This is a genomic window from Marinomonas sp. 63XJN7_9_ISO-PGPR-S23-217 (assembly GCF_056173515.1).
This window is the reverse complement of the sequence record NZ_CM149678.1, coordinates 2,068,393-2,090,616: the sequence shown is the minus strand read 5'-3', so window position 1 is coordinate 2,090,616 and position 22,224 is coordinate 2,068,393. Positions and strand designations below refer to the sequence as shown.

Genomic DNA, 22,224 nt, shown 5'->3' with positions numbered 1-22,224 from the left:
ACCTAACTCCCTTTCGTCATTTTTTGAATAATTGTCATGGCTTGTGCAACAACAGCAGAAGCCTCCGTCGCCCCATCAGGCAACAAGACAACAGACGATTCTTTAGCGATTGCCCGTTTCGCTTCAATGGCCTTACTCGCTAAATCCAGTTGAATAGCTTTTTGCCCCTCTTCTGTAGCGGCCGCTTCACCCACTTGACGCAACGCCTCAGCTTGAGCTGAGGCCACAGCAACGATGGCCTTTGCTTCACCCTCGGCACGCAACACCTGTTCTTCCTTATCCGCTTCTGCCGCTAATACCACAGAGGCTTTTTCACCTTCAGCACGATTAATCGCCGCTTGGCGATCCCCTTCTGACTCTAAAATTTGCGCACGCTTCACACGCTCTGCTTTCATTTGCGCTTCCATCGCTTCCATAACAGACTGCGGCGGTACAATGTCTTTGATCTCATAACGGAGTACTTGAATTCCCCATGGACCGGACGCGTCGTTAATCGATGCCACAATATTGGTATTTAAAACATCACGTTCTTCAAAGGTTTTATCCAATTCCATTTTACCTAACTCGGAACGCATTGTTGTTTGCGCTAGCTGAGTCACAGCAAAAACGTAATCCTCAACTCCGTAAGTGGCTTTATAAGGGTCTAACACGCGAAAATACAACACCCCATCAACACTGAGGGAAATATTGTCTTTTGTAATGGCGCTTTGTTCAGGCACATCCACCGCCTGTTCTTTCAAAGAGCGAACAGCTGAAATACGATCAACAAACGGCAAAATAAAGTTCAAGCCAGCCTCTTTGGTGGATTGATACTTACCAAAACGCTCAATCACATAAGCCTGATTTTGAGGGACGAATTTGATCGAATTTTTTAATAAGACGACCGCTAATACAAATATTAAAACCTGTACGTTCAGCACATAATGAAGTAGATCTTCCATCGTTATCCTTCCTTAAACACGTCATTTGAGCCTTATTATTGACCCACCATGGGCAATGCACAAAAATACAAGCAAAATGCCTCATTCATCGTTACCATAGTAGGCCTGTTTTATGCGCAAAGTCATTAATAAAAGCATATTTAACAGTAAAACGATGACTTCCATATGAATACGCGGTGTTCAAACAACAAAAGAGCCTCTTTATGACCTCTAAGAGTTCTATCCGATATCTACATATTGAAAATTTTCAGGGATTAGTCATTAGCGAAGCTTCCCTTAGCTTGTTAGATTTCCAACCCCACTTCCATCTTGATTTTCATATCGGGTTAATCACAAATGGCGTGTTTCGCCAAACGCATAAAGGTCAGTCGATGGATTTTTCACAACAGCACATTTGCTTTATGCCGCCGGGAGAAGTTCACGATGGACGCGGTGTTGGCAATGAGCCACATCAGCTCACTACCTTTCGAGTTCCGCCCACTTTATTGCAAACGGCCTTGTTAGACAGGCACCCAGATTCATTAACACCGAATATTGAGAGTTTTGCTCCTGCCGTGATTCACCATGGGACGCTTGCTCAGTCCTTTAGTAAGCTTAGTCACGCACTAAAGCCCGATAGTCAAGCAAGCCAACTATACAAAGATAGCTTGTGGACCAACGTATTAGCAGAACTCTTCACATTGCTCGATAAAACACCCAAACAGGAGTCGCACTGGGGATTAAGTGATCAGCAACTAGGTCAATTAAGGGACTACTGCGACAGTCATCTCGAACAAAAAATCACTTTGGATGAACTAGCCCATTTAACGGGTCTCACTCGTTTCCAATTTATAAGGCACTTTCAGAAACGAACAGGTCTGGCACCACATGCTTGGTTACTAAGACTAAGACTGGAATGTGCTTGCACTCAGTTAAAAGACACGAAAAACAGCCTGACCGACATTGCTGCTAATGTCGGCTTTTATGATCAAAGTCACTTTAACCGTGCCTTTAAAAAGGCTTATCAGATTGCGCCGTCACACTATCGCTACGGCGCATAAATAATGGTTATACAGTACGCTCAGCAAAGGACTTGGCAGCATGAATAAACGCGTCAACACCTTCTTTTGGGGTTCTAAAAGACGTCACTAAGCGCACCACACCTTCTTCCCAACGCCCACCATAAAAAGCAAAACCCTCAGAATGCAGGTGATCAATCATGGGCAAAGGTAAGGTGCAAAACAACATATTTGCCTGAGCGGGCGTATTAATTTTTACACCTGGTATGGATTTTAGTCCTTCTTGTAAATGCGCCATCATTGCATTTGCGTGGGAAGCATTGGTTAACCATAAATCATTTGTCAGATAGGCAATCATCTGAGCCGATAATAAACGCATTTTCGAATGCAAATGTCCGCCGCGTTTACGACGAAAAGCTAATTCCTTCACAACCTTATCGAAAGACAATCTTTTTTCTTCAAGGGATTGCTTAAACACCACAATAGCTTCCGACGCCATGGTGCCATTTTTAGTCGCGCCAAACGAGACAATATCCACACCCGCTTTCCATGTCATTTGCGCGGGTGTACACCCCAATGACACCAGTGCATTAGCAAACCGTGCACCATCCATGTGAACAGGTAACCCTGCCTCTTTTGCTACACTAGTTACAGCGCGAATCTCTTCTAATGAATAAACGCTCCCCACCTCAGTCACTTGAGAAATACTCACTGCGGCAGGCTGGCAAGAATGCACATCGCCGATCTTCTGACTCACCGCCTTTTTTAACCACTCTGGATCAATTTTAGCGTTTTCACCCTCAATGCCAACAAAGCGTGCACCACCAGCATAAAACTCCGGAGCGGTACTCTCATCTTGCAATAGATGGCTTTCTTTATGACACAAGACACTCCCCCAAGGAGGCGTCAACGCACTGATACTCAAGACATTTGCCGCCGTACCAGTAGACACTAAAAAAACCTCAACCTCGCACTCAAACAATTCAGACAACCTACGAGTCACTAACGCAGTGCTTTCATCGTTCCCATAGGGCATAGCATCACCTTGTGAGGTTTCTATCATGGCTTGAAAAACCGACTCAGAGGCACCGGCAATATTATCACTGGTAAACGCGACCTTCATTGAACTACTCCTTGATTGATTCTTTGAAAGCATTATCATGCCAGCTAGTAGCTAGAATGACTTGGATTTTTGTGCAGGCATTTCATTTCGCATCGATTAAAGGCTAATACCAATTACCCCCCTAAACCACTTTTCTCCCAATACATTAGGATAAAAGAGATAGAAGGTAGTTTATCTGAGCTTTCCTAACAAATAAAAAAGCGAGTATGGGTTAACACACTCGCTTTGAGATTTCTTGGTAAATCGGGATAAGTGCTAAACTTATTCCTCGTCTTCAGCCCATTTTAGTGAGCGAGAGACCGCTTTTTGCCAGCCTTTGTAGCGTTTAGCACGCTCTTCATCCGCCATGGCTGGCTCAAAGGTATGGTCAATTTCATAGTTTTCTTGAATTTCGTCAATAGAGTCCCAGAACCCCACCGCCAGACCCGCCAATAGCGCTGCGCCAAGTGCGGTGGTTTCCGTCAATTTGGGACGTTCTACCTTGGTACCAACAATGTCCGCCTGGAATTGCATTAAGAAATCGTTTGCAACCGCGCCACCATCAACTTTCAATGTGGCCAGCTCCATACCAGAATCCTGTTTCATAGCATCCACTAAATCACGGCTTTGAAACGCCACTGATTCAAGAGCAGCACGAACAATATGGTTGCGATTCACACCACGTGTTAGACCAACCATAATGCCACGGGCATGAGGATCCCAATACGGCGCTCCCATGCCCACAAAAGCAGGTACCAGATATACGCCATTGCTGTCTTCCACTTTCGAAGCAAAGTAATCAGTATCTTGTGCATCGCGAATAATGCCCAGCTCATCACGCAACCATTGAATCGTCGCTCCCCCCATAAACACCGAGCCTTCTAGCGCGTAATTCACTTCGCCTTTGGCACCAACGGCCAAAGTGGTAATCAAACCATGTCGGGATAGTACGGGCTTGGTTCCTGTGTTCATCAGCAAGAAACAACCAGTGCCATAAGTATTTTTCGCCATACCTTCTTTGACACAAAGCTGACCAAACAAGGCGGATTGCTGATCCCCTGCAATCCCTGCGATTGGCACACGGGTACCATCTTTACCACCAATATTCGTATCACCGTAGATTTCGCTGGAGCCTTTCACTTCTGGCAGCATGGACTCAGGAATGCCTAACTCTTCTAGCATTCGTTTATCCCACTCCAACGTTTTAATATTAAATAGCATGGTGCGAGAGGCATTGGTATAGTCTGTAACATGCACTTTCCCACGCGTCATGTTCCAGATCAGCCAAGAGTCTACGGTACCAAACAGCAACTCTCCGTTCTCAGCTTTTTCGCGAGCGCCTTCTACATTGTCGAGAATCCATTTGACTTTCGTACCAGAAAAATAAGCGTCTATGACCAACCCGGTGTTTTCACGGACATAATCTTCTAAGCCGCGAGCCTTAAGCTCATCACAAATATCAGCAGTACGGCGACATTGCCACACAATCGCATTATAAACAGGACGTCCAGTATTTTTATCCCATACTACGGTCGTTTCACGCTGATTAGTAATACCAATCGCAGAAAGTTGATCAGGTTGAATGCCACTTTTCGCTAACACCTCCGCCAACACAGAACTTTGGCTAGACCAAATTTCCATTGGATCGTGCTCAACCCAACCAGATTGGGGGAAATACTGGCTAAATTCCCGCTGAGACACCGCCACAATATGGGAATGTCGATCAAAAATAATAGCACGGGAAGAGGTGGTTCCCTGATCTAGTGCGACAATGTAATGTTTATTTTTAGCTTGCTCTGACATTGCTGTTCTCCTTATTGTTATGATTTATTTTTTTACTGCTGACGCCATCGAAACAGACTGCTCCAATTCAATTTTCTCTTCTATATTGGCTGGTAAAGAAGGACTCACGAACCGTGTATAAATAAACGCCCCCAATTGCGCACCTAAAATAGGACCAACAATCGGTACCCATGCATAAAGCATATGACGACCACCTGTCATCACAACATGCCCCCACCCCAGAAAATCAATCAAAAGGCGCGGAGCGAAATCACGAGCGGGGTTCATCGCAAAGCCTGTTAACGGCCCAACAGATGCACCAATAATCGCGACGACCAACCCAATGAAAAGCCCTGCAAGAGGCCCCTTAGCACCACCATTTTTATCATCGGTAAGTGCCAAAACGCAGTACATTAATAATGCCGTGATGCTCAGCTCAACTAGCATGGCATGAAAATAACTGATATTAGCATTGGCGAATGTGGTAAAGATGCCTGCGGTTTGCAAGCCTGAGGCGGTACCTCGTACAACATGGTGCGCTAACTCCCATTCAGAAATCACCGGACCATAAAGGAAATATGTTAAACTTACTCCAAGCGCGGAACCAACAAACTGAGCAATGATAAAGAAAGGCACTTTGCGCCATTCAAACCCCATAAAGGTTGCAAGTGCTAAGGTGACAGCAGGGTTAATGTGTGCCCCCGAGACGCCAGCAACAGCATAGATGGCAATAGCAACCGCAAGCCCCCAAATAATACTAATCTCCCATTGACCATATTGGGCTCCCGTCGTGACCAACGCAGCCACACACGCCGTACCGATAAACATAAATAAACCAGTACCTATCACCTCCGCAATGCACTCCCCCATCAAGGTAGGCTTAGCTAGCTCTTTCATCTTAGTTATCCCCTGTATTTTATTATTATTTGACTATTATGAGTCATATACTGTTTATGCTTGTTTCGCTATTTGATTATTTATTTTCGTTATACAACGAATTTTCGATTTTCTACAATGTATTTTCGAAATACAACAAAAACATTTTCGTTATCTCACTAATCTATCCATGAGTCAAGCATTGCAAATAGCTTTTTTGCATTCACTCTATAACTTAATACTATCAAATATGGAAAATCATAAGACTTTAGACATGAGTTTTAGTTAGGCGCCATGGCACCATAAAAGGCGTAGACAGGGAGTGCACGCAAAGCCTATCCCACATTGGGTGAGATAGTCATAGCGAAGAACAAGAGGAATACTTTTTAGAAAACAAATAGTTAATGTAACTGAGGGCCTTTATTGTATTGATCAATCCATTGCGTCATTTTGTCAGCAGACATAGGTCTAGCAATATAATATCCTTGTCCTAGATGACAACCTATCTCGATCAGCGATTGCATATGATCGAATGATTCAACACCTTCCGCTATCAAGTCGTATTTAAACGCCTGACTAAGCTCAGCAACACAAGCAACAATCGCTCTATCGTCCTGATTGGACAGTATGTTCTGAATAAAGCTTTTATCGATTTTTAAGGTGTCCAGAGGCAACTTTTTCAAATAATTAAGAGAGGAATACCCTGTACCAAAGTCGTCTAGTGCGACTCGAACCCCCAATTCACAGCAGGCTTTCACTACCTCAACGGCACTGTGTATATCCGCCATTGAAACAGTTTCTAAAATCTCAATTTCTAATAACTTTGGGCTAATGTTGGGCATGTTATTCAACAACCGCTCAAGTTGCTGAACAAACCCTTTGCTAAGCAAATGGGCTGGGGCAATATTGACACTGACAACAAGGTCATCTCTGTCCCAAATGGCAAGTTGTCGCAACGCTTCTTCCAATACCCACTCCCCTATGACAATCCCTGTAGTTGGATGTTCCAAAGCTTCAGTAAAGTCCCCAGGGTATAAAAACCCTTTGCTTGGATGATTCCAACGAATAAGAGCTTCCACCCCTTTTAAACGGTGATTTACCATATCGATTTGCGGTTGGTAATGGAGTTCAAATTCATGCCGAACAACGCCACGCTCGGCGGCTTGCAAAATGGCTCTTCGTTCATGTAAGCGGCGCTCTTCCTCCGGATCAAAAAAAACAATGTTATTTCTGCCTAGATTTTTCGCTTGATACATGGTTTGATCTGCTCGCCGAACCACCGTATCGGCGTCTAAACTGTCATTGGAGACTAAGGTAACACCAATGCTTGCAGACACTTGAACAACGCTTTCAAATTCTTCAATCTCAATAGGCTTGTTAACGACTTCAAGTAACTGGTTAAGAAATTCAATACACTGCTCTTCATTCACAACACCGCGCAATAACAGTACAAACTCATCACCACCAATACGAGACAGAGTGTCGTTTTTTCGCATGATTTGCTTAAGCCGATCCGCAATTGTAATAAGAACGAAGTCGCCAATATCATGACCATAATTATCGTTCACGGGTTTAAAATTATCTAAGTCGAGGAATGCAACGGCGGTGGGATCTTCATCAACAATCGCCGCTTGTAAGTGTTTCAGCAGAAGTGGTCGGCTAGCTAATCCCGTTAAGTTATCATAATGCGCCATATCGTGAAGTTTCTTTTCCAACTCTGCACGATGCACCGCACTGATGACAGCACGTATCAATTGGGGACTTTGTAATTGATTTTTCAATAGATAATCACTCGCCCCCAAACGCATGGCTTCTGCTGCAACCTCTTCATCACCAAGCCCAGTTACCATAATAACCGCACATCGATTTTCCAATGTAGTACGAATGCTGTTGAGTAAAGTGAGCCCTGAATTTATCCCTAAGCGGTAGTCAACAATGACACAGTCAAACTCACCCCCTTGCAGAAAATTCATGGAATCTTCCAAAGAAGACGCCTCAGATACAAACGTTTCTATGTCAGATTTAGCCAACATCCTACATAAACGCTCTCGATCCACATCGTCATCATCAACGATCAGTAACCTTAGCACATTAGCATCAACATCAAGGGTCTTTGAAACATCCATGCCTGCATCCTCAACCATTTAATTCCACCGCATTTTTATAAGCATTTAATAAGGTAGCTAATTTCGCAAATTGCGGTCCAACTTCAGACTTAACCATATAACCTGCAACATTGTTCGCATAAGCCCGAGAACGGTCAGTGTCATCATTTGATGTCGTCAGAATAAAAATGACCGTGTCTTGCAAGTTTTTACTATCACGAATGTACTCTAAAAACTCAAAGCCATTCATAACGGGCATATTTAAATCCAACAACACCAAAAAGGGTGACTTTATAACCTTATCTGGGTGTGTTTTTTCAAGTATTTCTATGGCCGTTTTACCCTCTTCCGCATGAATAATATCGATGTCCGGTGCGACTTTTCTCAGACTACGGATGATCGACTCTGCTGACACATCATCATCTTCGACAATAAGAACACTTAATTCTTTACTCATGGGTATCTTTCCTTAAAAATCGCGGCCACCAAACATGGAAGGTAACACCGCGTTGATGTTCGTTTTTCTCCACACTAATACGCCCCCCATGCGTTTCGACCAAACGTCGACTAACAGAAAGGCCGATGCCCGTTCCACTTCGTTCACTGGATGTCACCGTTTGAAATAAACGGAAAATACGTTGGTACGCGGCTTCTGGAACACCAGGCCCATCGTCACAAACGCTAAAATGACAAAAACTATTTTCGACCATGCAACGCACGACAATCGTGCCCGATTCCTGATCATGATGCTTAATGGCATTACTGATTAGATTACGCATCACCGTTTCCAGCGGAGTCCATACCGACGTAAAGCGCTCAAACTGGACATCTCGTATTATCTTAATCCCTTCGGGCACCTCTAATAATTCGACGATATTATCAAGCAGTGTATTAATGTCGATTTCCTGAACGTTAGACTCGACATTGCCTGCTCGTGCATAAGTCAATAAATTGTCGATGAGTTGTTCCATCCGCTTAATGCGAACATCAATTCGATTGAGATTATGGGTGACATCTGGAAGTGCATCAGGACCAAGGTCTTCTTTAATCCACTCAAGCAAATCCGCAATCCCCCGCAACGGCGAACGCAAATCATGGGACGCAACATAAGTAAACTCTTCTAAATTGGTATTGGTTTCCCGCAGCTTTTGCTCCATACGTTTACGCTGTGTGATATCCAATAAAGAGACTAGCACCATGTCATTATTATCTTCGTCTTCAAAGGGACTGAGCCCTATTTCCACAGGAAACTCACGACCATCTTTATGCAAAGCGGTCAAATCTCGTCCTACCCCCATCATTCGAGGCATGGGGTTTTGATGAAAGGAACGACGCAAATGATCATGGTTTTTTCGATAGCGACTTGGCAGCAACATGGCTAAAGGTTGATCCAACAACTCATCCGAGGTATAGCCAAAACATTGACACAACATACTATTCGTTAAACGAATCACGCCATCAGAATCCACAACCAGCACACCATGAGGCGCATCTTCAATGGATCGCTGAAACATATTTCTCGCACGATCTCGCATGGAAAGATCGATCAAAGTCGCTAAAACAAAAGTTTGGCCTTTCTGTTCTATCGGGTTTAACCCAATTTCTATTGGAATGTGTTTGCCGTCTTTACAGCGCGCAAACAGAGCCTGCCCTTTGCCCATTTTGCGTTTGTGAGGATGCTTGAAAAAGCCTTGCATGAGTTTTTTATGGTTGGTTTGAAACTGACTAGGTAGCAACGAGTCAACATCCATACCAACAAGCTCATCTGTTGAATAGCCTAATATGTCTGATAAAGTCTCATTCGCTAAGAGAATAACAGAATCTGTATTCACCACCATGCCGCCCATCGGCAAATAGGTTAGCAGTTGAGAAAAAAAAGATTCGTCATCTAAGTCATTATTCTTTAATATTTTTTTTTCCTCTTTGACGTCACTTTTTGTCATTATCTATTCCATATAATAATTTGTTATAGATTAATGCAGGGATGATAAATCAGCAATTAGTAAGTTTACAAAATATTCCTAGACAAATTGTTATTCTTCTCCTGCTCCCCAAACAACAAGCTTCTATCGTGACTGGTTTCTTTTCGTCAACACAACCGTCGCTTGCAACCGGCTTCTGCCAAAACGAGACATCTTTTCGAACTCATCCCGAGCAATGGGCACATATTGACAATCCAATGGGCTTGGCGGATCGTCTGGTAATTTTTTATCATCATCTAAGTCTGGATCATGAACGAGAATACTGTGCTCATCATAACCAGACATCACCACCCAATGGGGCGATTTTTTGCCATCCATGCGAAAAGTACTAATCAGGATGATTGCAAGCGCCCCAGAATCAAACGCTTCAATCAACTGAGCTAAGGGCATCACAGCATAATGTATTGGTACACTCGCCTCATCGCATTGCTTTACAAAACCTTGATGTACTCGCGTGATGACATTTTTCTTAAGCTCATCCCGTACACTGTCAACAAATAGCGGCCCGTCGTCACTCAACCAAATATTGGCAGTCAAGCCTCGTTTCTCGGCAGCTAGTGCCAATCCCATAGGATGACACCCGCCATGGCCCGATGTCATAAATATCGTTGTCGCTTCTCGCCAGATTTCCAACTCATCATCTGGCGTTGCTTGATAACTTGGATGCAAAGCAGACAACACCATCTGCAATGAGGCTGGACCACAAGTAAAGGGCGTTCCTTGCGCTAGCCAGGGAATCGCTCGTGTCGTTTGCTCATCTCCCGCATGGCGTAAACGCTTTTGCATACGAATCGCATCTGTCTGATCTTCGTAATATGCATCATAATGACCAAATTCTCGGTACCCCATTTTTTGGTATAAACCAATCGCATTATGATTCACATCGCTCACTTCTAAGCGTAGCAGCAATTTTCCCTTTTTGACGGCCTTCTTCTCGCAAGCTTGAATCAATAGCTTACCCACCCCTAGACCACGCGCCTCTGGTGATACAGCCAAAGAGTACAAACGCGCCAAATGCGTACCTTGTCGAAGATGTAATAAGGCATACCCCAGTAGCGTCTGATCGGACACGGCAACTAATAGAGCAGACCCTGCACCCGTTATGGCGCGACGAAAGCTACGCCGGCTTAAACGGTCCCCAGAGAAAGAACGCTCCTCAAGTACCAAAAGCGATTTCAGATCATCCAATGTTGCTAAACGAACATCGCTAGAGGTGATTGCAGTAGAGAGGTGAGTCAATGTTGTTGTGGTTGTCGTCATGTGTCGCCTTAGAAAAGACAGAAGGTCGTAGGCTCGTTTTTCTAGTGTTTTCGCCACAAACCAAGGCAACGAGAACCACCAAACTCACGAGAGAGATTTCGCGAATTCTAGGGCGAAACCTATTTAAAAGATAGCTTAAAAATGTACGAAAAAAACATTTTATTCTTCATTTTAGTCTATTGTTAAAACATAAAATTAAGCGCACTATCCGCACAAATTCAGAATGTTTTTTAACCTCTTTTAAAACAATGACCCACCAGTAACGTTACATAAGTTACTGTTGCAACCATAAGGAAAAACAGAACACATGTCACAGACGTACATTGTTGTTGATCATGCCAGAGATTGGTCCGCGTTTTTACCCAGTGATCGAGTGATCACTTTCACTCAATACCTAAACTTGGCCACCAACAAGAACCAAGGTCGCACGCGCATTATCAACCTATGTAAAAGTAGCAAATACCTATCGGATGGCTATTATTGCTCTTTACTAGCAGAAAGCCGCGGCCATCACGTAATGCCATCTGTCCGTGTGCTCAATGACCTTAGTAAAAAAGACCTTTATGAGTTAGAGATTTCCCAATGGTTACCTCTGTTAGCGAAGAAACTCGCCAAGCCAGAAGCTCCAATGGACATGAAATTCCACTGCGTATTTGGTCGCACGATTCATCCAGAAATGAAGGAATTTGCACGTAAACTGTTCGAAAGTTTCCCAAGCCCTGTACTCGAAGTTACCTTAAAGTTTCGCAAAGAGTGGCAAGTCACCGCACTGCAAACCACCTCGCAAAGCAAGCTAAACGATGAGGAAGAAACCCTATTCGCCGAGTCTCTAGAAGCTTTCAGCAATAAAGTATGGAGCAAAGGTCGAATTCAACGCGCCGCTAAATTCGACATGGCGATTTTGCTGAACCCAGAAGAAAAGCTTCCGCCGAGCGACGGCCAAGCGATTAAAAAATTCATTCAAGCGGGTAAGCAACTTGGCATCCACGTGGATACCATTGGCCCAAAAGACATTATGCGCCTGCCTGAATACGATGGTTTATTTATTCGCGAAACCACCAACATAGACCACCACACCTACCGCTTTGCGAAAAAAGCCGAGGGGTTGGGTTTGGTTGTTATGGACGATCCACAATCCATCATGCGTTGCACCAACAAAGTCTACTTGGCTGACTTATTCAACACCCACAAAGTACCTTGCCCGAAAACACGCATTGTCCATAAGGGAGAGAGCAACGTAGAAGACGCATTAGAAGCGGCCATCAGCTACCCAATGGTGGTGAAAATTCCCGATGGCGCCTTTTCTAAAGGCGTGATCAAAGCCGAGAACCGCGAAGCCTTAACTGAGAGTTTGAATACGCTGTTTAAGAAATCCTCTTTGCTCCTAGTGCAAGAATACCTTTACACAGAATTTGACTGGCGCATTGGTATCCTAAACAACAAACCACTTTTTGCTTGCCGCTACTACATGGTAAAAAACCATTGGCAGATTTACCAACATAGCGATAGCAAAAGCCAAAGTGGCGGCTTTGACACCTTACCTACATTTGAAGTGCCGCGCCGAGTTCTACAAGCGGCCATCGCAGCCACCAAACCCATTGGTGATGGCCTATACGGCGTCGATGTGAAAGAAATTAATGGTCGCGGTTATGTCATCGAAGTCAACGATAACCCCAGTATTGACCGTGGCGTAGAAGATAAATACATCGGCGACGAACTTTACATGCAAATCATGTCTGAGTTTTTGCGTCGCATGCAGATGAAACGGGGGGATTCCCCAACCTAAGGGCATGTAGGCTGGACTTTAGTCCAACAAACCACAAGAGATCAAAGCGACTGATCAACCAAGCCCCATCCTCTTTTGTCTTCAAGAGGATGGGGTTGTTTCTTAGATCTTTATGTATATTGGACGCTTCTCAATGACTTTGACTTGCCAGTTTATTCCGCCCTACTGGGCGTGTTACTTTTGCCAAGCGATGCAAAAGTAACCAAAAAATCATGTTTAACGAGAAGCGTGTGAACAACTTTTATACGACCCACTTTATCTAAACGCTATATTACGTAAGGCATGGATTCGTCTTTCGATGGTGTATAGAATATTTTTTACTGGCCCTGAAACGCCATAAAGTCGCGCAATCGAGATTGCGTCGAACTGACTTTTTCAGGGGTTCAAGTTCAAATGGTGAGGAAAACCAATAAGCGAAGTCCCTTTAGCTAACAGACTGACCATTCAGCCAATCGTCAACAACAGAAGGAACCAATGAGCTGGCGTTGCCTCTAAACAGTTTAAAGCCCGCTGGTCTTTTATCAATTTGCTTGGTCACAATGATTTTCTCAGCGTTGTATCGTGCTTTTTTCAGGATATCCGCAGCAGGGAAGACGGACAGTGAGGTTCCCACTACAAGCACTTTACCCGCAGCGACAAGTTGCTTTCTCGCTGTTTCATAATGGTGAATTTGTTCGCCAAACCAAACAATATCGGGCCTCAGTTGGCTCCCCTCTTCACAAAGTTCTCCCATTTGTATGGGCTTGCCTTGGTCGTAAAGATAGAGCAAAGCATCATTGACACTGCTTCGAGCGTTTTTAAGTAATCCATGAACATGGATTACCTTACTAGAGCCTGCGCGTTCATGGAGATCATCAACATTTTGAGTGATGACAACGACCTCATATTTTTCTTCGAGCTTTGCCACAGCATAATGAGCAGGATTAGGCGAGGCCTCAAAGGCTTCTTTTCTTCTCTTATTATAGAAGTCTAAAACAAATTGCGGATTCGCCTCCCACGCCTCGGGCGTTGCCACATCGGCAACGTCTACATTATTCCAAAGCCCGTTTGAATCACGAAAGGTCTGTAAACCACTTTCCGCACTTATCCCTGCACCAGTAAAGACAACAATTTTATTAGGATTGATCTCAGGCTTCACAGTCACCTCACCACTTAACGCCACGCAAATAAAAGACAATATGGTATTAAGCACTCTCTGCAAACAAAACACTTGATACACTCAGAATACTACAACACGACGAGTAAAAGCGATCAAGCCACGATTTAAGCTTATTCGATATCCATATCTAATAAAGCAGAACTGAGGCTTTTGCCATGCATGTCCAGAGCAAGCGAACGGGTAACACCTCCACCAAGGGCCTGATACATCACAAAATTAAGAGCCCCAATAGAGGGTATTTCATACCGTACAACGTCCCCTTCTACGATCCCCGAAAACCAATCTTTGACTCTTTCTGCGGTAATCGACTGCTTAATTCGATAATAATCTTTCATATCATAGGCAATCACCGAGATATTCGAAATGTTGCCTTTATCGCCCGTGCGAGAATGCGCAATGTCTCGTAATTTCATAGTTAATTCTCCAAAACTGTTACGACGACAGGTACTTGATCGCGCGGGATCAATGTCGAATCCATTGCTAACACCTCTTTCGCATTTTTCATGACACCACCGCCACCCACAGGACCATTGGTATAGAGAGTCTCTACTTCGTCGCCAATCGTTAAAGCCTCTTCGCGGGTTGCACACCGTACAGCCACACGGGCGCGTACTTCATAAGGATTGCTGTCCCCCGAATGTTTATCGCCATGTAAAGCATTCACACCGATTAAATCATAACGAGCCTCAAGGGGTTCGAAGCCACATAAGGCAAAACGCTCTTTCACAATGTCCAAAGCAAGCTGCCCACGAATAACCGAATTGACCCCAGCATAAGAAATTTCACCTTCGCCAATAAAGCCATCTTTGTAACCTACAGACACTTTTAGAGAATCGGTTCGAGCCGTTCCCGTTGCTCCGTTTACTGCCACTCTATCGATGTCTACTTGCTGAAAGGTCACTTGACTAAAATCTGCCACAACATCTGGCGTTATATATTGATCAGGACGGTGAATTTCATAAAGCAATTGTTCTTTACAAGTCGCTTCACAGACCATTCCACCAGAGCCTTCCACCTTAGTAATGATGGCATTTCCCTCTTCGTCTACTTCGGCAATTGGAAATCCTAAACGCGCCAAATCCGCGACATCTTTCACACCAGGATCTGCAAAATAGCCACCGGTAATTTGCCCTGCACATTCAAGTAAATGACCAATACAAGTACCACGCCCAATTTTCGGCCAATCATCAAGGGACCAACCAAACTCATGAATCATGGGCGCAAGAAATAAAGAAGGATCCGCGACTCGTCCCGCTATCACCATATTGGCGCCACTTTCTAACGCTTCCACCAACCCTTCGGCACCAATGTAAGCATTGGCAGAGACAATATCTTTATCAAATTGCGAAATGGATAGACGAGCTTCATCGAGCGTTAAATCAAGCGCTTGTAATTTGCTCAGCACGTCGTCCCCCGTAACGACGGCGACGGTAAACGAATGCAAACCAAGCTCTTTTGCAATTCGCTGAACAGCCCGCCCTGCCGAAAGCGGATTAGCGGCCCCCATGTTCGTAAGAATGCGAATATTGTTTTGATAGCAGCTCATCAAGACAGCCCGCATCCGCTTTTCCAATAGCTCGTTATAGCCTTCTTCAGGATTTTGTCTTTTTTGTTTTTGCCCAATCGCAATGGTGCGCTCAGCAAGACATTCAAATACTAAATAATCCAACTCTCCTTTTTGAGCCAGCTCGACCGCAGGCTCAATTCGGTCGCCTGCATAACCTGCACCGGAACCTATTCTAATTTTCTTCATGACACACTTCTTCTATATCCAATAATGATGAGAAAGCTTTTTAGCGAACACTTGACCATGCTGATTGAAAATTAAAGGGTTAATGCCCCTGTGATCACAGCGACAACTGTCATAACCAAGGTGACTAAAAAGGCTAACGGAATCGTTTTCTTTTGATGATCAGCAAGATCAACACCCGCCAAACCAATTAACAAAAAGGTGGATGCAGTTAAAGGACTCACCGGAAAACCGGTTGTCATTTGTCCCAATAAAGCCCCACGGGCAACTTCAATCGCACTTCCGCCCAAAGCCTCAGAAGCATGTGCCAATACAGGTAATACACCAAAGTAATAGGAATCCGGATCAAATAACAAACTAGCGGGCATGGACGTAATGGCGGTTAAGACAGGAAGATGTGCGCCTAAACTTTCGGGGATAAAAGAGACGAGCGAAGTGGCTAATGCCTTAATCATGCCTGACCCTTTCAAGATACCAGTAAATACGCCAGCCGAAAAAATAATCGATACCATCAAGATCGCCGCGTGCCCGTGGGCGGTAATACGTGCTTGCTGCAATTTAACATTAGGATAATTCACCAAAAGCGCGATAGGTAACGCAATGATAAACACAATAGGCAGCGGCAAACTCTTTGTCACAAGCACCACCAAAGCCGCTACCGTCAAAAGTAGATTAAATAGAAATAATTTAGGGCGCTTTAGTCTGGCCTTTTCCTCATATTCTTGATCATCAATCCCCTCATATTGGGTATTATCCACAAAGTCACCTCCTGCCATCGTCTCTGCTGCAGACAAACGAGCTTTTTCTTTTTTCCCCAACCAAAAAGCCAGCACAATCACTGTTAATATCCCCGCGCCAAGCGCCGGAATAAGAGGGTTAAATAATGTTGAAATATCGACACTTAGCGAAGTCGCTGCTCGCAATGTTGGGCCACCCCACGGCATAATATTCATGGTGCCCGCCCCTAAGGCTGCGATACAAGCAAGAATTTTTCGATCCATACCAAGACGATCATAAATGGGAATCATCGCAGGAATACATATCAGAAAAGTTGATGCGCCCGAGCCATCCAAATGGGCTAACATTGCAATCAATGCGGTACCTACCGCAACTTTTGTTGGATCTTGCCCGCCAAACTTAATAATGCCTTTGATCATAGGGTCAAACATGCCAGCATCATTCATCACAGAAAAGTATAAAATGGCAAAGGTAAGCATAATTCCCGTAGGCGCAACACTCTTGAGGCCAGCATAAATGTAGCCACCAAGTTCCGACCCCAGGCCTGCCAGCAAACCAAATACGATAGGCACCAATACCAATGCCACCACAACTGACATGCGTTTTGTCATGATTAGTGCTAACAACACCAGAATCGTGCATCCACCCCAAAAAGCTAACATTTTGCCACTCCTTATTATTGTATTTGAGCAATATGGAACCTTTAACCTAAAGGCACGCATAAATAGCCTTTATTTTTTAACACTAACAACACTTAAATGACCAATAGAAAAAACAAGTAAGTCTAGTGGTTAAACAAATAAAAAACACAACAAACAAATAGGAGCACTTAAATATAGATTAGTTATTTGACTCAATTTTTTAATATGACTAGTATCCTTTTAATCCCTGAAAAATAAAAATTTCCACCTTGTTACTGACAGATAAGAAGAATAATGAATCTATCCATCAAACAATTAAGAGCATTTTTGGTGCTAAGTGAAAACAATACGTTCACTCAAGCGGCTCAGCGTTTTAACCTTTCTCAGCCTGCATTCAGTGCTCTCATTGCTAACTTAGAAGAGGAAATTGGTTATCGCTTGTTCGATAGAGACACACGCAAAGTTGAGCTAAACGCCAATGGCATTCATTTTATTGAGATTGCCCGACGACTCATTGTAAATTATGACGAAGCCATCAATGAAATTACCGCCCACGCAGCAGGAACAGATGGCTCTCTGACGTTAAGTGTCTTGCCGTCATTAGCCGTAGAATGGTTACCCGAAATATTAGCAACCTATAGCAAGCTCCATCCACAAACTCAGATAAAGCTAAATGATACACAGTGGAATCAATGCCTTAACTCTCTGGTAAATGGACAGGCAGACCTAGCCTTAACAGCGGATCAACCCACAACGAATATTTTCGACTCCACCTATTTATTTTCAGATAAGTTTTACCTACTTTGTCATGCCGACCACCCACTGGCGAAGCGTCATAAAGTATCATTAGAAGAGGTATATCAGCATCCCTTTATCGGCTTTAGCCCTCGTACCAGCATTCGACAATACACGGACAAGCTGTTTGAAAAGAAAGGGATACAGCTAAACTATCGTCTAGAAGTGCAACAGCTAACGACCATGATGGGACTTATTTCCGCTAATTACGGAATCAGCATCACAACGGGATTAACCTTATTTCAATTCAAACATAAAAACATTGTCATCATTCCCTTTGAAGACATCAATATTGAAAGAGACATTTACCTAATTCAGCTTAAAAACCACACCCAGCCAAACCATATCAAAATATTTTCAGACTTTATCATTAATCAATCGAAAACATTCAATAAAACAACTTCTTTTCCTTAAATGTAAAAAAGGCGAATAAATTCAATCTATTCGCCTTTTTTACACTAACAACTGGATATATTAACCACTAAGGTACTATTGGTATTTTTATAACACTTAATAAAAGCAAAAATAACACAATGAGCCTACAACCAGTCTATTCACAATTTTAATCCGCCAAGAATTCATCCACAGCAGCTAAAGCTTGTGTACCATAAATAACAGACGGCCCACCGCCCATCATAACGGCCACATCAATGGTTTCGACCAACTCTTCCCTTGTGGCGCCAGCATGAATTGAAGCTTTAGCATGGGAGGCAATACAGCCATCGCAACGCGCAGCAATGCCGATACCTAACGCCATTAGCTCTTTTACTTTGTTAGATAAGGCTCCTTCGCTCATAGAAGCCTTATACATGGTCATGAAGCCATCCAAAATAGCAGGAGATGACTTGCGATACTCCCTCGCAAAGGCATTTTGCTCTTTATTAATCTCTTTATAACTTTTCATCCACTCACCTCATATTAGATTGTTTACGACTAATTCCATTAAAGAATAAGCTTATAATAAACTTAGAGGATAAAAGCGTTTTGATATAGAGCAATACTTGGTGACTCAATCTAGTTGTTTCTGAGCAACCACTCTTTTTTTAAGATAGCGTATTGAAGTGTATTCTCGTACTTAGGCGTTCCATCTGGGTGGTTGATAAATGAGACAAATTCCACAAAGCATCCCTCCTTACGCATGCCAAGCCTTTCGCTTAATGCTTGTGATTTAATATTATCATCTTCCACAAAGGCATAGAGTCGTCTGGCATTTTTATCCATAAACAAATAATCAAACAGTGCATGCGCACTTTCGCTAGCGTAGCCCTTTCCCTCAAACCGCCCATTAAAATTCCACCCAACATTGTAGGTATCTGCCTCTTGTCCGTTTTGGATGTAGCGCTCTTCTGGGTGAAAAAAAAGCTCACCGATTAGCTCACCAGTGTCTCTTAAAGTGACAGCAGCACACCATTCATCTTGACAACGCTCTTTCACTTTTTGCTTTGCTTCTTCAAGTGTGGTGATTTTATCATCCAGAAAACAATTCACACGAGGCATTGACAAGTATTCGAATAAACCATCGACATCGGTTTCGAAAAAAGATCGGATTATTAATCGGTTTGTCACTAGGTCTTTCATGAAACCCCCTAAATAGAATGAGGGTCTAACTGTGAATAACATCCTAGAATAAAGCAACACCATTGGCGATAAAATGACAGAAAGGGAGAAAGGTTGGCAGTAACAACAGCCATTCAAGGCAAACGCTGTTACTGCTTCATTAACGATAGATTAGGTTAACGAGACTGACCCATAGCTTGGCTCTGAATGCGCTTTCGATAAGGCCGATGCTGCATGTGGCATAAGCAAGTGAGCAACAGGCTCGGGGAAAGCCGTGTCCTCTAGCAGAGGTGTAATAACCGCTTGCGACCATGCCATTTTTCTATCATCGCGTGGGGAGACCCCTAAATGCTTACGATAACAACGACTAAAATGTGGTGTAGAAATAAACCCGCAAGCTGTCGAAATTTCGACAATGGACATACTGGACTGTTTCAATAATTGACGCGCCCTATCCAACCGTAATCGTAGATAATAACGCGATGGCGAACAATCCAAATACTTATGGAACATACGCTCTATCTGACGACGAGACACTCCCACAAAGACCGCCATCTCATCGAGTTCAATCGGCTCTTCCAAGTTATTTTCCATTAATTGAATAACATCCAATAACTTAGGCGTACAACTTACGCCATTATTGACCTGACGCAATGGCATTCGCTGTATATCGGACTCACCACGAATACGTTCACAGATAAACATATCGGACACCGCATTCGACAATTTAGCACCATGTTGACGAGCAATCATGGTCAAAAACATATCCATTGGAGCACTGCCACCCGATGAGGTTAAGCGGTTACGATCAATAGAAAACAACTGATTGTTACTCTTTACCTTAGGATAATTCTCTTGCAACGCTGTTAGACATTCCCAATGAATGCTGCATTGATAGTCGTTCATTAATCCAGCATGAGCCAGCACATAAGCGCCAGTGCAAATGCCGCCAAGAGTGACATTTTGTCGGGCCTTTTGTTGTAACCAAGAAACCTGCTTAGAGGTATAAGAGCGCGTAATATCCAATCCACCTGCAACAAAAATAAAATCGAAGTGGGGAGCCTCTTGCATTGAAAAATCCGCACTTAAGCTCAAGCCATCACTCGCGGTCACCGACTGTCCGGTTTCCGAAATAAGTTGCCAACTATACAATTCCTCGGCAGATAACTGATTAGCCATACGAAGAGGCTCAATCGAAGAAGCTAACGCGATCATGGTGAAATGATCTAAGAGAAGGAACCCAACCTTAGTCACTTTTTTATTCGGCTTATGGGCGGCTTCTGCAGTTCCTATTAACATAACTTATTCCCTCCTAAACGATGCTCCTCATAACAAAGCAAAATATAGACCAATTAGTGGAAACTTGTCAGTCGTTAAGAAATAACCCACTCACCTAACCATAACAATATCGTTTAAAAACGTCCGTGTTAAAACGCACCGATTAAGAACACTCTTGCCCATTAATTGACCATGAACGACTTGACACAAAAGTAAGATTAAAAATCAATCACAACATCGGATTTCGCAACAGTACAACAGGACAAGACATAACCCGCTTCCACATCCTCATCAGTAATACCGCCGTTATGTTCCATTTGCGTTTCCCCATTGGCGACCAGTACCTTACAGGTACCACAAATCCCCATGCCGCAGGCTTTAGGAATCATCAAATCCAGTCTCGCAGCTGCGTTATGCAGGGTTTCCCCTTGAGGCACCTGAATACTCTTACCTTGCTTAGCAAACGAAATGGTCATCAAATCCGTTTCTACAATGGACTCAGCCTCCGCTTGAGCAACCTCAGCTAATTCAATAGCATCTTCAACAACTTCCACAGGTGTCGCCCCAAACGACTCCTCATGGTAGTGAGACATATCAAACCCTTTCTCCTTTAGAAGGGTTTTTACTGCTCGCATATAAGGCGCAGGTCCACAGCAAAAAATTTCTCGTTCCATGAAATCAGGTGCAATCATATTCAGCTTATGGATATCTAAAAAGCCCCGATAACCATGCCAAGCCAAACCGTTTTCCATGCGCTCCACAATCATATGTAGACTAAAATTATCAATTCGCGACGCCATGTGATCGAGCTCACGAGCAAAAATAACGTCTCTAGGTGAACGAGCACTGTGAATAAAAGTAACATCTACCTCTGCATTGGTATCAAAGAACCAACGTGCCATCGACATGACCGGGGTAATACCAACGCCACCAGAAAGCAGTAGAACTTTTTCAGCAGGAAAATCAATGCAGTTAAATTGACCAGCAGGCCCATGCACAGCCAGTTCTGTCCCTACGGTCATATTCTCATACAACCAATTAGACACCTCTCCACCTGGCACCCGCTTTACCGTGATCGAAAAGCTGTAAGGCACAGAAGGCGAACTGGAGATAGTATAAGAACGCATCACCTGTTTACCGTTGATTTCCAATTCTAAAGTGACAAATTGGCCCGGTTTGAAAAAGAACATCACTGGTTGTTGCGCCATAAAGCAATAGGTACAAACATCCCAAGTTTCGTGAATCATCTTCACACAACGGACATTATGTCGACCATTAACCCATGTTTGGGTATGGACGGGAGCAAAATAATCGGTGTTGATGGCCGTAGTATTTGAATCACTCATAAAGGCTTCCTAACTAAAAGATGATGACATGTCGGCCATTCTCGTTTGAGTTGCTCAATGCAAATTAACCATTAGCGACATGAAGTTGCTCAATGCAGTCACTGCCCTAGACAAAGATGGTTACCCTC

The 22,224-nt window shown here is 43.6% G+C and carries 19 protein-coding genes; 3 read left to right on the top strand and 16 right to left on the bottom strand.

The genetic code is table 11. The annotated features are described in order from the left end of the window. Nucleotides 1–2: 2 nt before the first annotated feature. Nucleotides 3–941 carry an SPFH domain-containing protein gene (locus AC0VYI_RS09840; protein WP_475449018.1) on the bottom strand — a complete coding sequence of 313 codons (939 nt, stop codon included), beginning with the start codon at nucleotides 939–941 and terminating at the stop codon, nucleotides 3–5. 203 nt (nucleotides 942–1,144) lie between these two features. On the opposite strand from AC0VYI_RS09840, the gene AC0VYI_RS09835 reads away from it, so the two are divergent. Further along, on the top strand, nucleotides 1,145–1,981 hold the full coding sequence (locus AC0VYI_RS09835; protein ID WP_475449017.1) for a helix-turn-helix domain-containing protein: 837 nt from the start codon (nucleotides 1,145–1,147) through the stop codon (nucleotides 1,979–1,981). A gap of 7 nt (nucleotides 1,982–1,988) precedes the next feature. Here AC0VYI_RS09835 and AC0VYI_RS09830 read toward each other — a convergent pair whose 3' ends face one another. The 7 genes from AC0VYI_RS09830 to AC0VYI_RS09800 all read right to left on the bottom strand — a co-directional run bounded on the left by AC0VYI_RS09830 (nucleotide 1,989) and on the right by AC0VYI_RS09800 (nucleotide 11,046). Then, nucleotides 1,989–3,062, bottom strand: a complete 1,074-nt coding sequence (locus AC0VYI_RS09830; RefSeq protein WP_475449015.1) for a threonine aldolase family protein — start codon at nucleotides 3,060–3,062, stop codon at nucleotides 1,989–1,991. A gap of 261 nt (nucleotides 3,063–3,323) precedes the next feature. Then, nucleotides 3,324–4,844: a glycerol kinase GlpK gene (gene glpK / locus AC0VYI_RS09825; RefSeq protein WP_475449013.1), complete on the bottom strand. Its 1,521-nt coding sequence runs from the start codon at nucleotides 4,842–4,844 to the stop codon at nucleotides 3,324–3,326. 24 nt (nucleotides 4,845–4,868) lie between these two features. Continuing rightward, a complete protein-coding gene (locus AC0VYI_RS09820) occupies nucleotides 4,869–5,720 on the bottom strand; it encodes an MIP/aquaporin family protein (RefSeq protein WP_199478539.1) in 852 nt (283 codons plus the stop codon). A 380-nt stretch (nucleotides 5,721–6,100) separates the two neighbouring features. Beyond that, nucleotides 6,101–7,825, bottom strand: a complete 1,725-nt coding sequence (locus AC0VYI_RS09815) for a putative bifunctional diguanylate cyclase/phosphodiesterase (protein WP_475449011.1) — start codon at nucleotides 7,823–7,825, stop codon at nucleotides 6,101–6,103. 10 nt (nucleotides 7,826–7,835) lie between these two features. Next, nucleotides 7,836–8,261 (bottom strand): response regulator, encoded by a 426-nt coding sequence (locus AC0VYI_RS09810; protein WP_475449009.1) that lies wholly within the window; start codon nucleotides 8,259–8,261, stop codon nucleotides 7,836–7,838. Further along, on the bottom strand, nucleotides 8,254–9,747 hold the full coding sequence (locus AC0VYI_RS09805; RefSeq protein ID WP_475449007.1) for a PAS domain-containing sensor histidine kinase: 1,494 nt from the start codon (nucleotides 9,745–9,747) through the stop codon (nucleotides 8,254–8,256). The genes AC0VYI_RS09810 and AC0VYI_RS09805 overlap by 8 nt, the downstream gene beginning before the upstream one ends. A 123-nt stretch (nucleotides 9,748–9,870) precedes the next feature. After that, on the bottom strand, nucleotides 9,871–11,046 hold the full coding sequence (locus AC0VYI_RS09800) for a GNAT family N-acetyltransferase/peptidase C39 family protein (protein ID WP_475449005.1): 1,176 nt from the start codon (nucleotides 11,044–11,046) through the stop codon (nucleotides 9,871–9,873). A 307-nt stretch (nucleotides 11,047–11,353) separates the two neighbouring features. Between AC0VYI_RS09800 and AC0VYI_RS09795 the strand changes: the two genes are divergently transcribed. Further along, nucleotides 11,354–12,832, top strand: coding sequence for a RimK family protein (locus AC0VYI_RS09795; protein WP_475449003.1), 1,479 nt, complete (start codon nucleotides 11,354–11,356; stop codon nucleotides 12,830–12,832). Between the two features lie 424 nt (nucleotides 12,833–13,256). Here AC0VYI_RS09795 and AC0VYI_RS09790 read toward each other — a convergent pair whose 3' ends face one another. From AC0VYI_RS09790 to AC0VYI_RS09775, 4 genes are all read right to left on the bottom strand, one after another. Next, the gene (locus AC0VYI_RS09790) at nucleotides 13,257–14,024 is read right to left on the bottom strand and encodes an SIR2 family NAD-dependent protein deacylase (protein WP_475449806.1); all 768 of its coding nucleotides are present in this window, start codon (nucleotides 14,022–14,024) and stop codon (nucleotides 13,257–13,259) included. Nucleotides 14,025–14,101: 77 nt separating this feature from the next. Then, nucleotides 14,102–14,404: an AtuA-related protein gene (locus tag AC0VYI_RS09785; protein ID WP_475449002.1), complete on the bottom strand. Its 303-nt coding sequence runs from the start codon at nucleotides 14,402–14,404 to the stop codon at nucleotides 14,102–14,104. Between the two features lie 2 nt (nucleotides 14,405–14,406). Further along, on the bottom strand, nucleotides 14,407–15,744 hold the full coding sequence (locus AC0VYI_RS09780) for an acyclic terpene utilization AtuA family protein (RefSeq protein ID WP_475449000.1): 1,338 nt from the start codon (nucleotides 15,742–15,744) through the stop codon (nucleotides 14,407–14,409). A gap of 71 nt (nucleotides 15,745–15,815) precedes the next feature. Then, nucleotides 15,816–17,141, bottom strand: a complete 1,326-nt coding sequence (locus AC0VYI_RS09775; RefSeq protein ID WP_475448998.1) for a CitMHS family transporter — start codon at nucleotides 17,139–17,141, stop codon at nucleotides 15,816–15,818. Between the two features lie 273 nt (nucleotides 17,142–17,414). On the opposite strand from AC0VYI_RS09775, the gene AC0VYI_RS09770 reads away from it, so the two are divergent. Continuing rightward, entirely contained in the window at nucleotides 17,415–18,329 is a 915-nt protein-coding gene (locus AC0VYI_RS09770; protein WP_475448997.1) for a LysR family transcriptional regulator, read from the top strand. Between the two features lie 148 nt (nucleotides 18,330–18,477). Here AC0VYI_RS09770 and AC0VYI_RS09765 read toward each other — a convergent pair whose 3' ends face one another. The 4 genes from AC0VYI_RS09765 to AC0VYI_RS09750 all read right to left on the bottom strand — a co-directional run bounded on the left by AC0VYI_RS09765 (nucleotide 18,478) and on the right by AC0VYI_RS09750 (nucleotide 22,096). Then, nucleotides 18,478–18,819, bottom strand: coding sequence for a carboxymuconolactone decarboxylase family protein (locus AC0VYI_RS09765; protein ID WP_199478529.1), 342 nt, complete (start codon nucleotides 18,817–18,819; stop codon nucleotides 18,478–18,480). 110 nt (nucleotides 18,820–18,929) lie between these two features. Next, nucleotides 18,930–19,493, bottom strand: coding sequence for a GNAT family N-acetyltransferase (locus AC0VYI_RS09760; protein ID WP_475448995.1), 564 nt, complete (start codon nucleotides 19,491–19,493; stop codon nucleotides 18,930–18,932). Nucleotides 19,494–19,643: 150 nt separating this feature from the next. After that, the gene (gbdR, locus tag AC0VYI_RS09755; protein ID WP_199478526.1) at nucleotides 19,644–20,771 is read right to left on the bottom strand and encodes a choline metabolism transcriptional regulator GbdR; all 1,128 of its coding nucleotides are present in this window, start codon (nucleotides 20,769–20,771) and stop codon (nucleotides 19,644–19,646) included. A 197-nt stretch (nucleotides 20,772–20,968) separates the two neighbouring features. Next, nucleotides 20,969–22,096: an FAD-binding oxidoreductase gene (locus AC0VYI_RS09750; protein WP_233407977.1), complete on the bottom strand. Its 1,128-nt coding sequence runs from the start codon at nucleotides 22,094–22,096 to the stop codon at nucleotides 20,969–20,971. Nucleotides 22,097–22,224: the final 128 nt, after the last annotated feature.

Bases quoted from the DNA above. Each gene is read 5' to 3' on its own strand.
- AC0VYI_RS09840 (WP_475449018.1), bottom strand. From the start codon at position 941: ATGGAAGATCTACTTCATTATGTGCTGAACGTACAGGTTTTAATATTT.
- AC0VYI_RS09835 (WP_475449017.1), top strand. From the start codon at position 1,145: ATGACCTCTAAGAGTTCTATCCGATATCTACATATTGAAAATTTTCAG.
- AC0VYI_RS09830 (WP_475449015.1), bottom strand. From the start codon at position 3,062: ATGAAGGTCGCGTTTACCAGTGATAATATTGCCGGTGCCTCTGAGTCG.
- glpK (WP_475449013.1), bottom strand. From the start codon at position 4,844: ATGTCAGAGCAAGCTAAAAATAAACATTACATTGTCGCACTAGATCAG.
- AC0VYI_RS09820 (WP_199478539.1), bottom strand. From the start codon at position 5,720: ATGAAAGAGCTAGCTAAGCCTACCTTGATGGGGGAGTGCATTGCGGAG.
- AC0VYI_RS09815 (WP_475449011.1), bottom strand. From the start codon at position 7,825: ATGGATGTTTCAAAGACCCTTGATGTTGATGCTAATGTGCTAAGGTTA.
- AC0VYI_RS09810 (WP_475449009.1), bottom strand. From the start codon at position 8,261: ATGAGTAAAGAATTAAGTGTTCTTATTGTCGAAGATGATGATGTGTCA.
- AC0VYI_RS09805 (WP_475449007.1), bottom strand. From the start codon at position 9,747: ATGACAAAAAGTGACGTCAAAGAGGAAAAAAAAATATTAAAGAATAAT.
- AC0VYI_RS09800 (WP_475449005.1), bottom strand. From the start codon at position 11,046: ATGACGACAACCACAACAACATTGACTCACCTCTCTACTGCAATCACC.
- AC0VYI_RS09795 (WP_475449003.1), top strand. From the start codon at position 11,354: ATGTCACAGACGTACATTGTTGTTGATCATGCCAGAGATTGGTCCGCG.
- AC0VYI_RS09785 (WP_475449002.1), bottom strand. From the start codon at position 14,404: ATGAAATTACGAGACATTGCGCATTCTCGCACGGGCGATAAAGGCAAC.
- AC0VYI_RS09780 (WP_475449000.1), bottom strand. From the start codon at position 15,744: ATGAAGAAAATTAGAATAGGTTCCGGTGCAGGTTATGCAGGCGACCGA.
- AC0VYI_RS09775 (WP_475448998.1), bottom strand. From the start codon at position 17,141: ATGTTAGCTTTTTGGGGTGGATGCACGATTCTGGTGTTGTTAGCACTA.
- AC0VYI_RS09770 (WP_475448997.1), top strand. From the start codon at position 17,415: ATGAATCTATCCATCAAACAATTAAGAGCATTTTTGGTGCTAAGTGAA.
- AC0VYI_RS09765 (WP_199478529.1), bottom strand. From the start codon at position 18,819: ATGAAAAGTTATAAAGAGATTAATAAAGAGCAAAATGCCTTTGCGAGG.
- AC0VYI_RS09760 (WP_475448995.1), bottom strand. From the start codon at position 19,493: ATGAAAGACCTAGTGACAAACCGATTAATAATCCGATCTTTTTTCGAA.
- gbdR (WP_199478526.1), bottom strand. From the start codon at position 20,771: ATGTTAATAGGAACTGCAGAAGCCGCCCATAAGCCGAATAAAAAAGTG.
- AC0VYI_RS09750 (WP_233407977.1), bottom strand. From the start codon at position 22,096: ATGAGTGATTCAAATACTACGGCCATCAACACCGATTATTTTGCTCCC.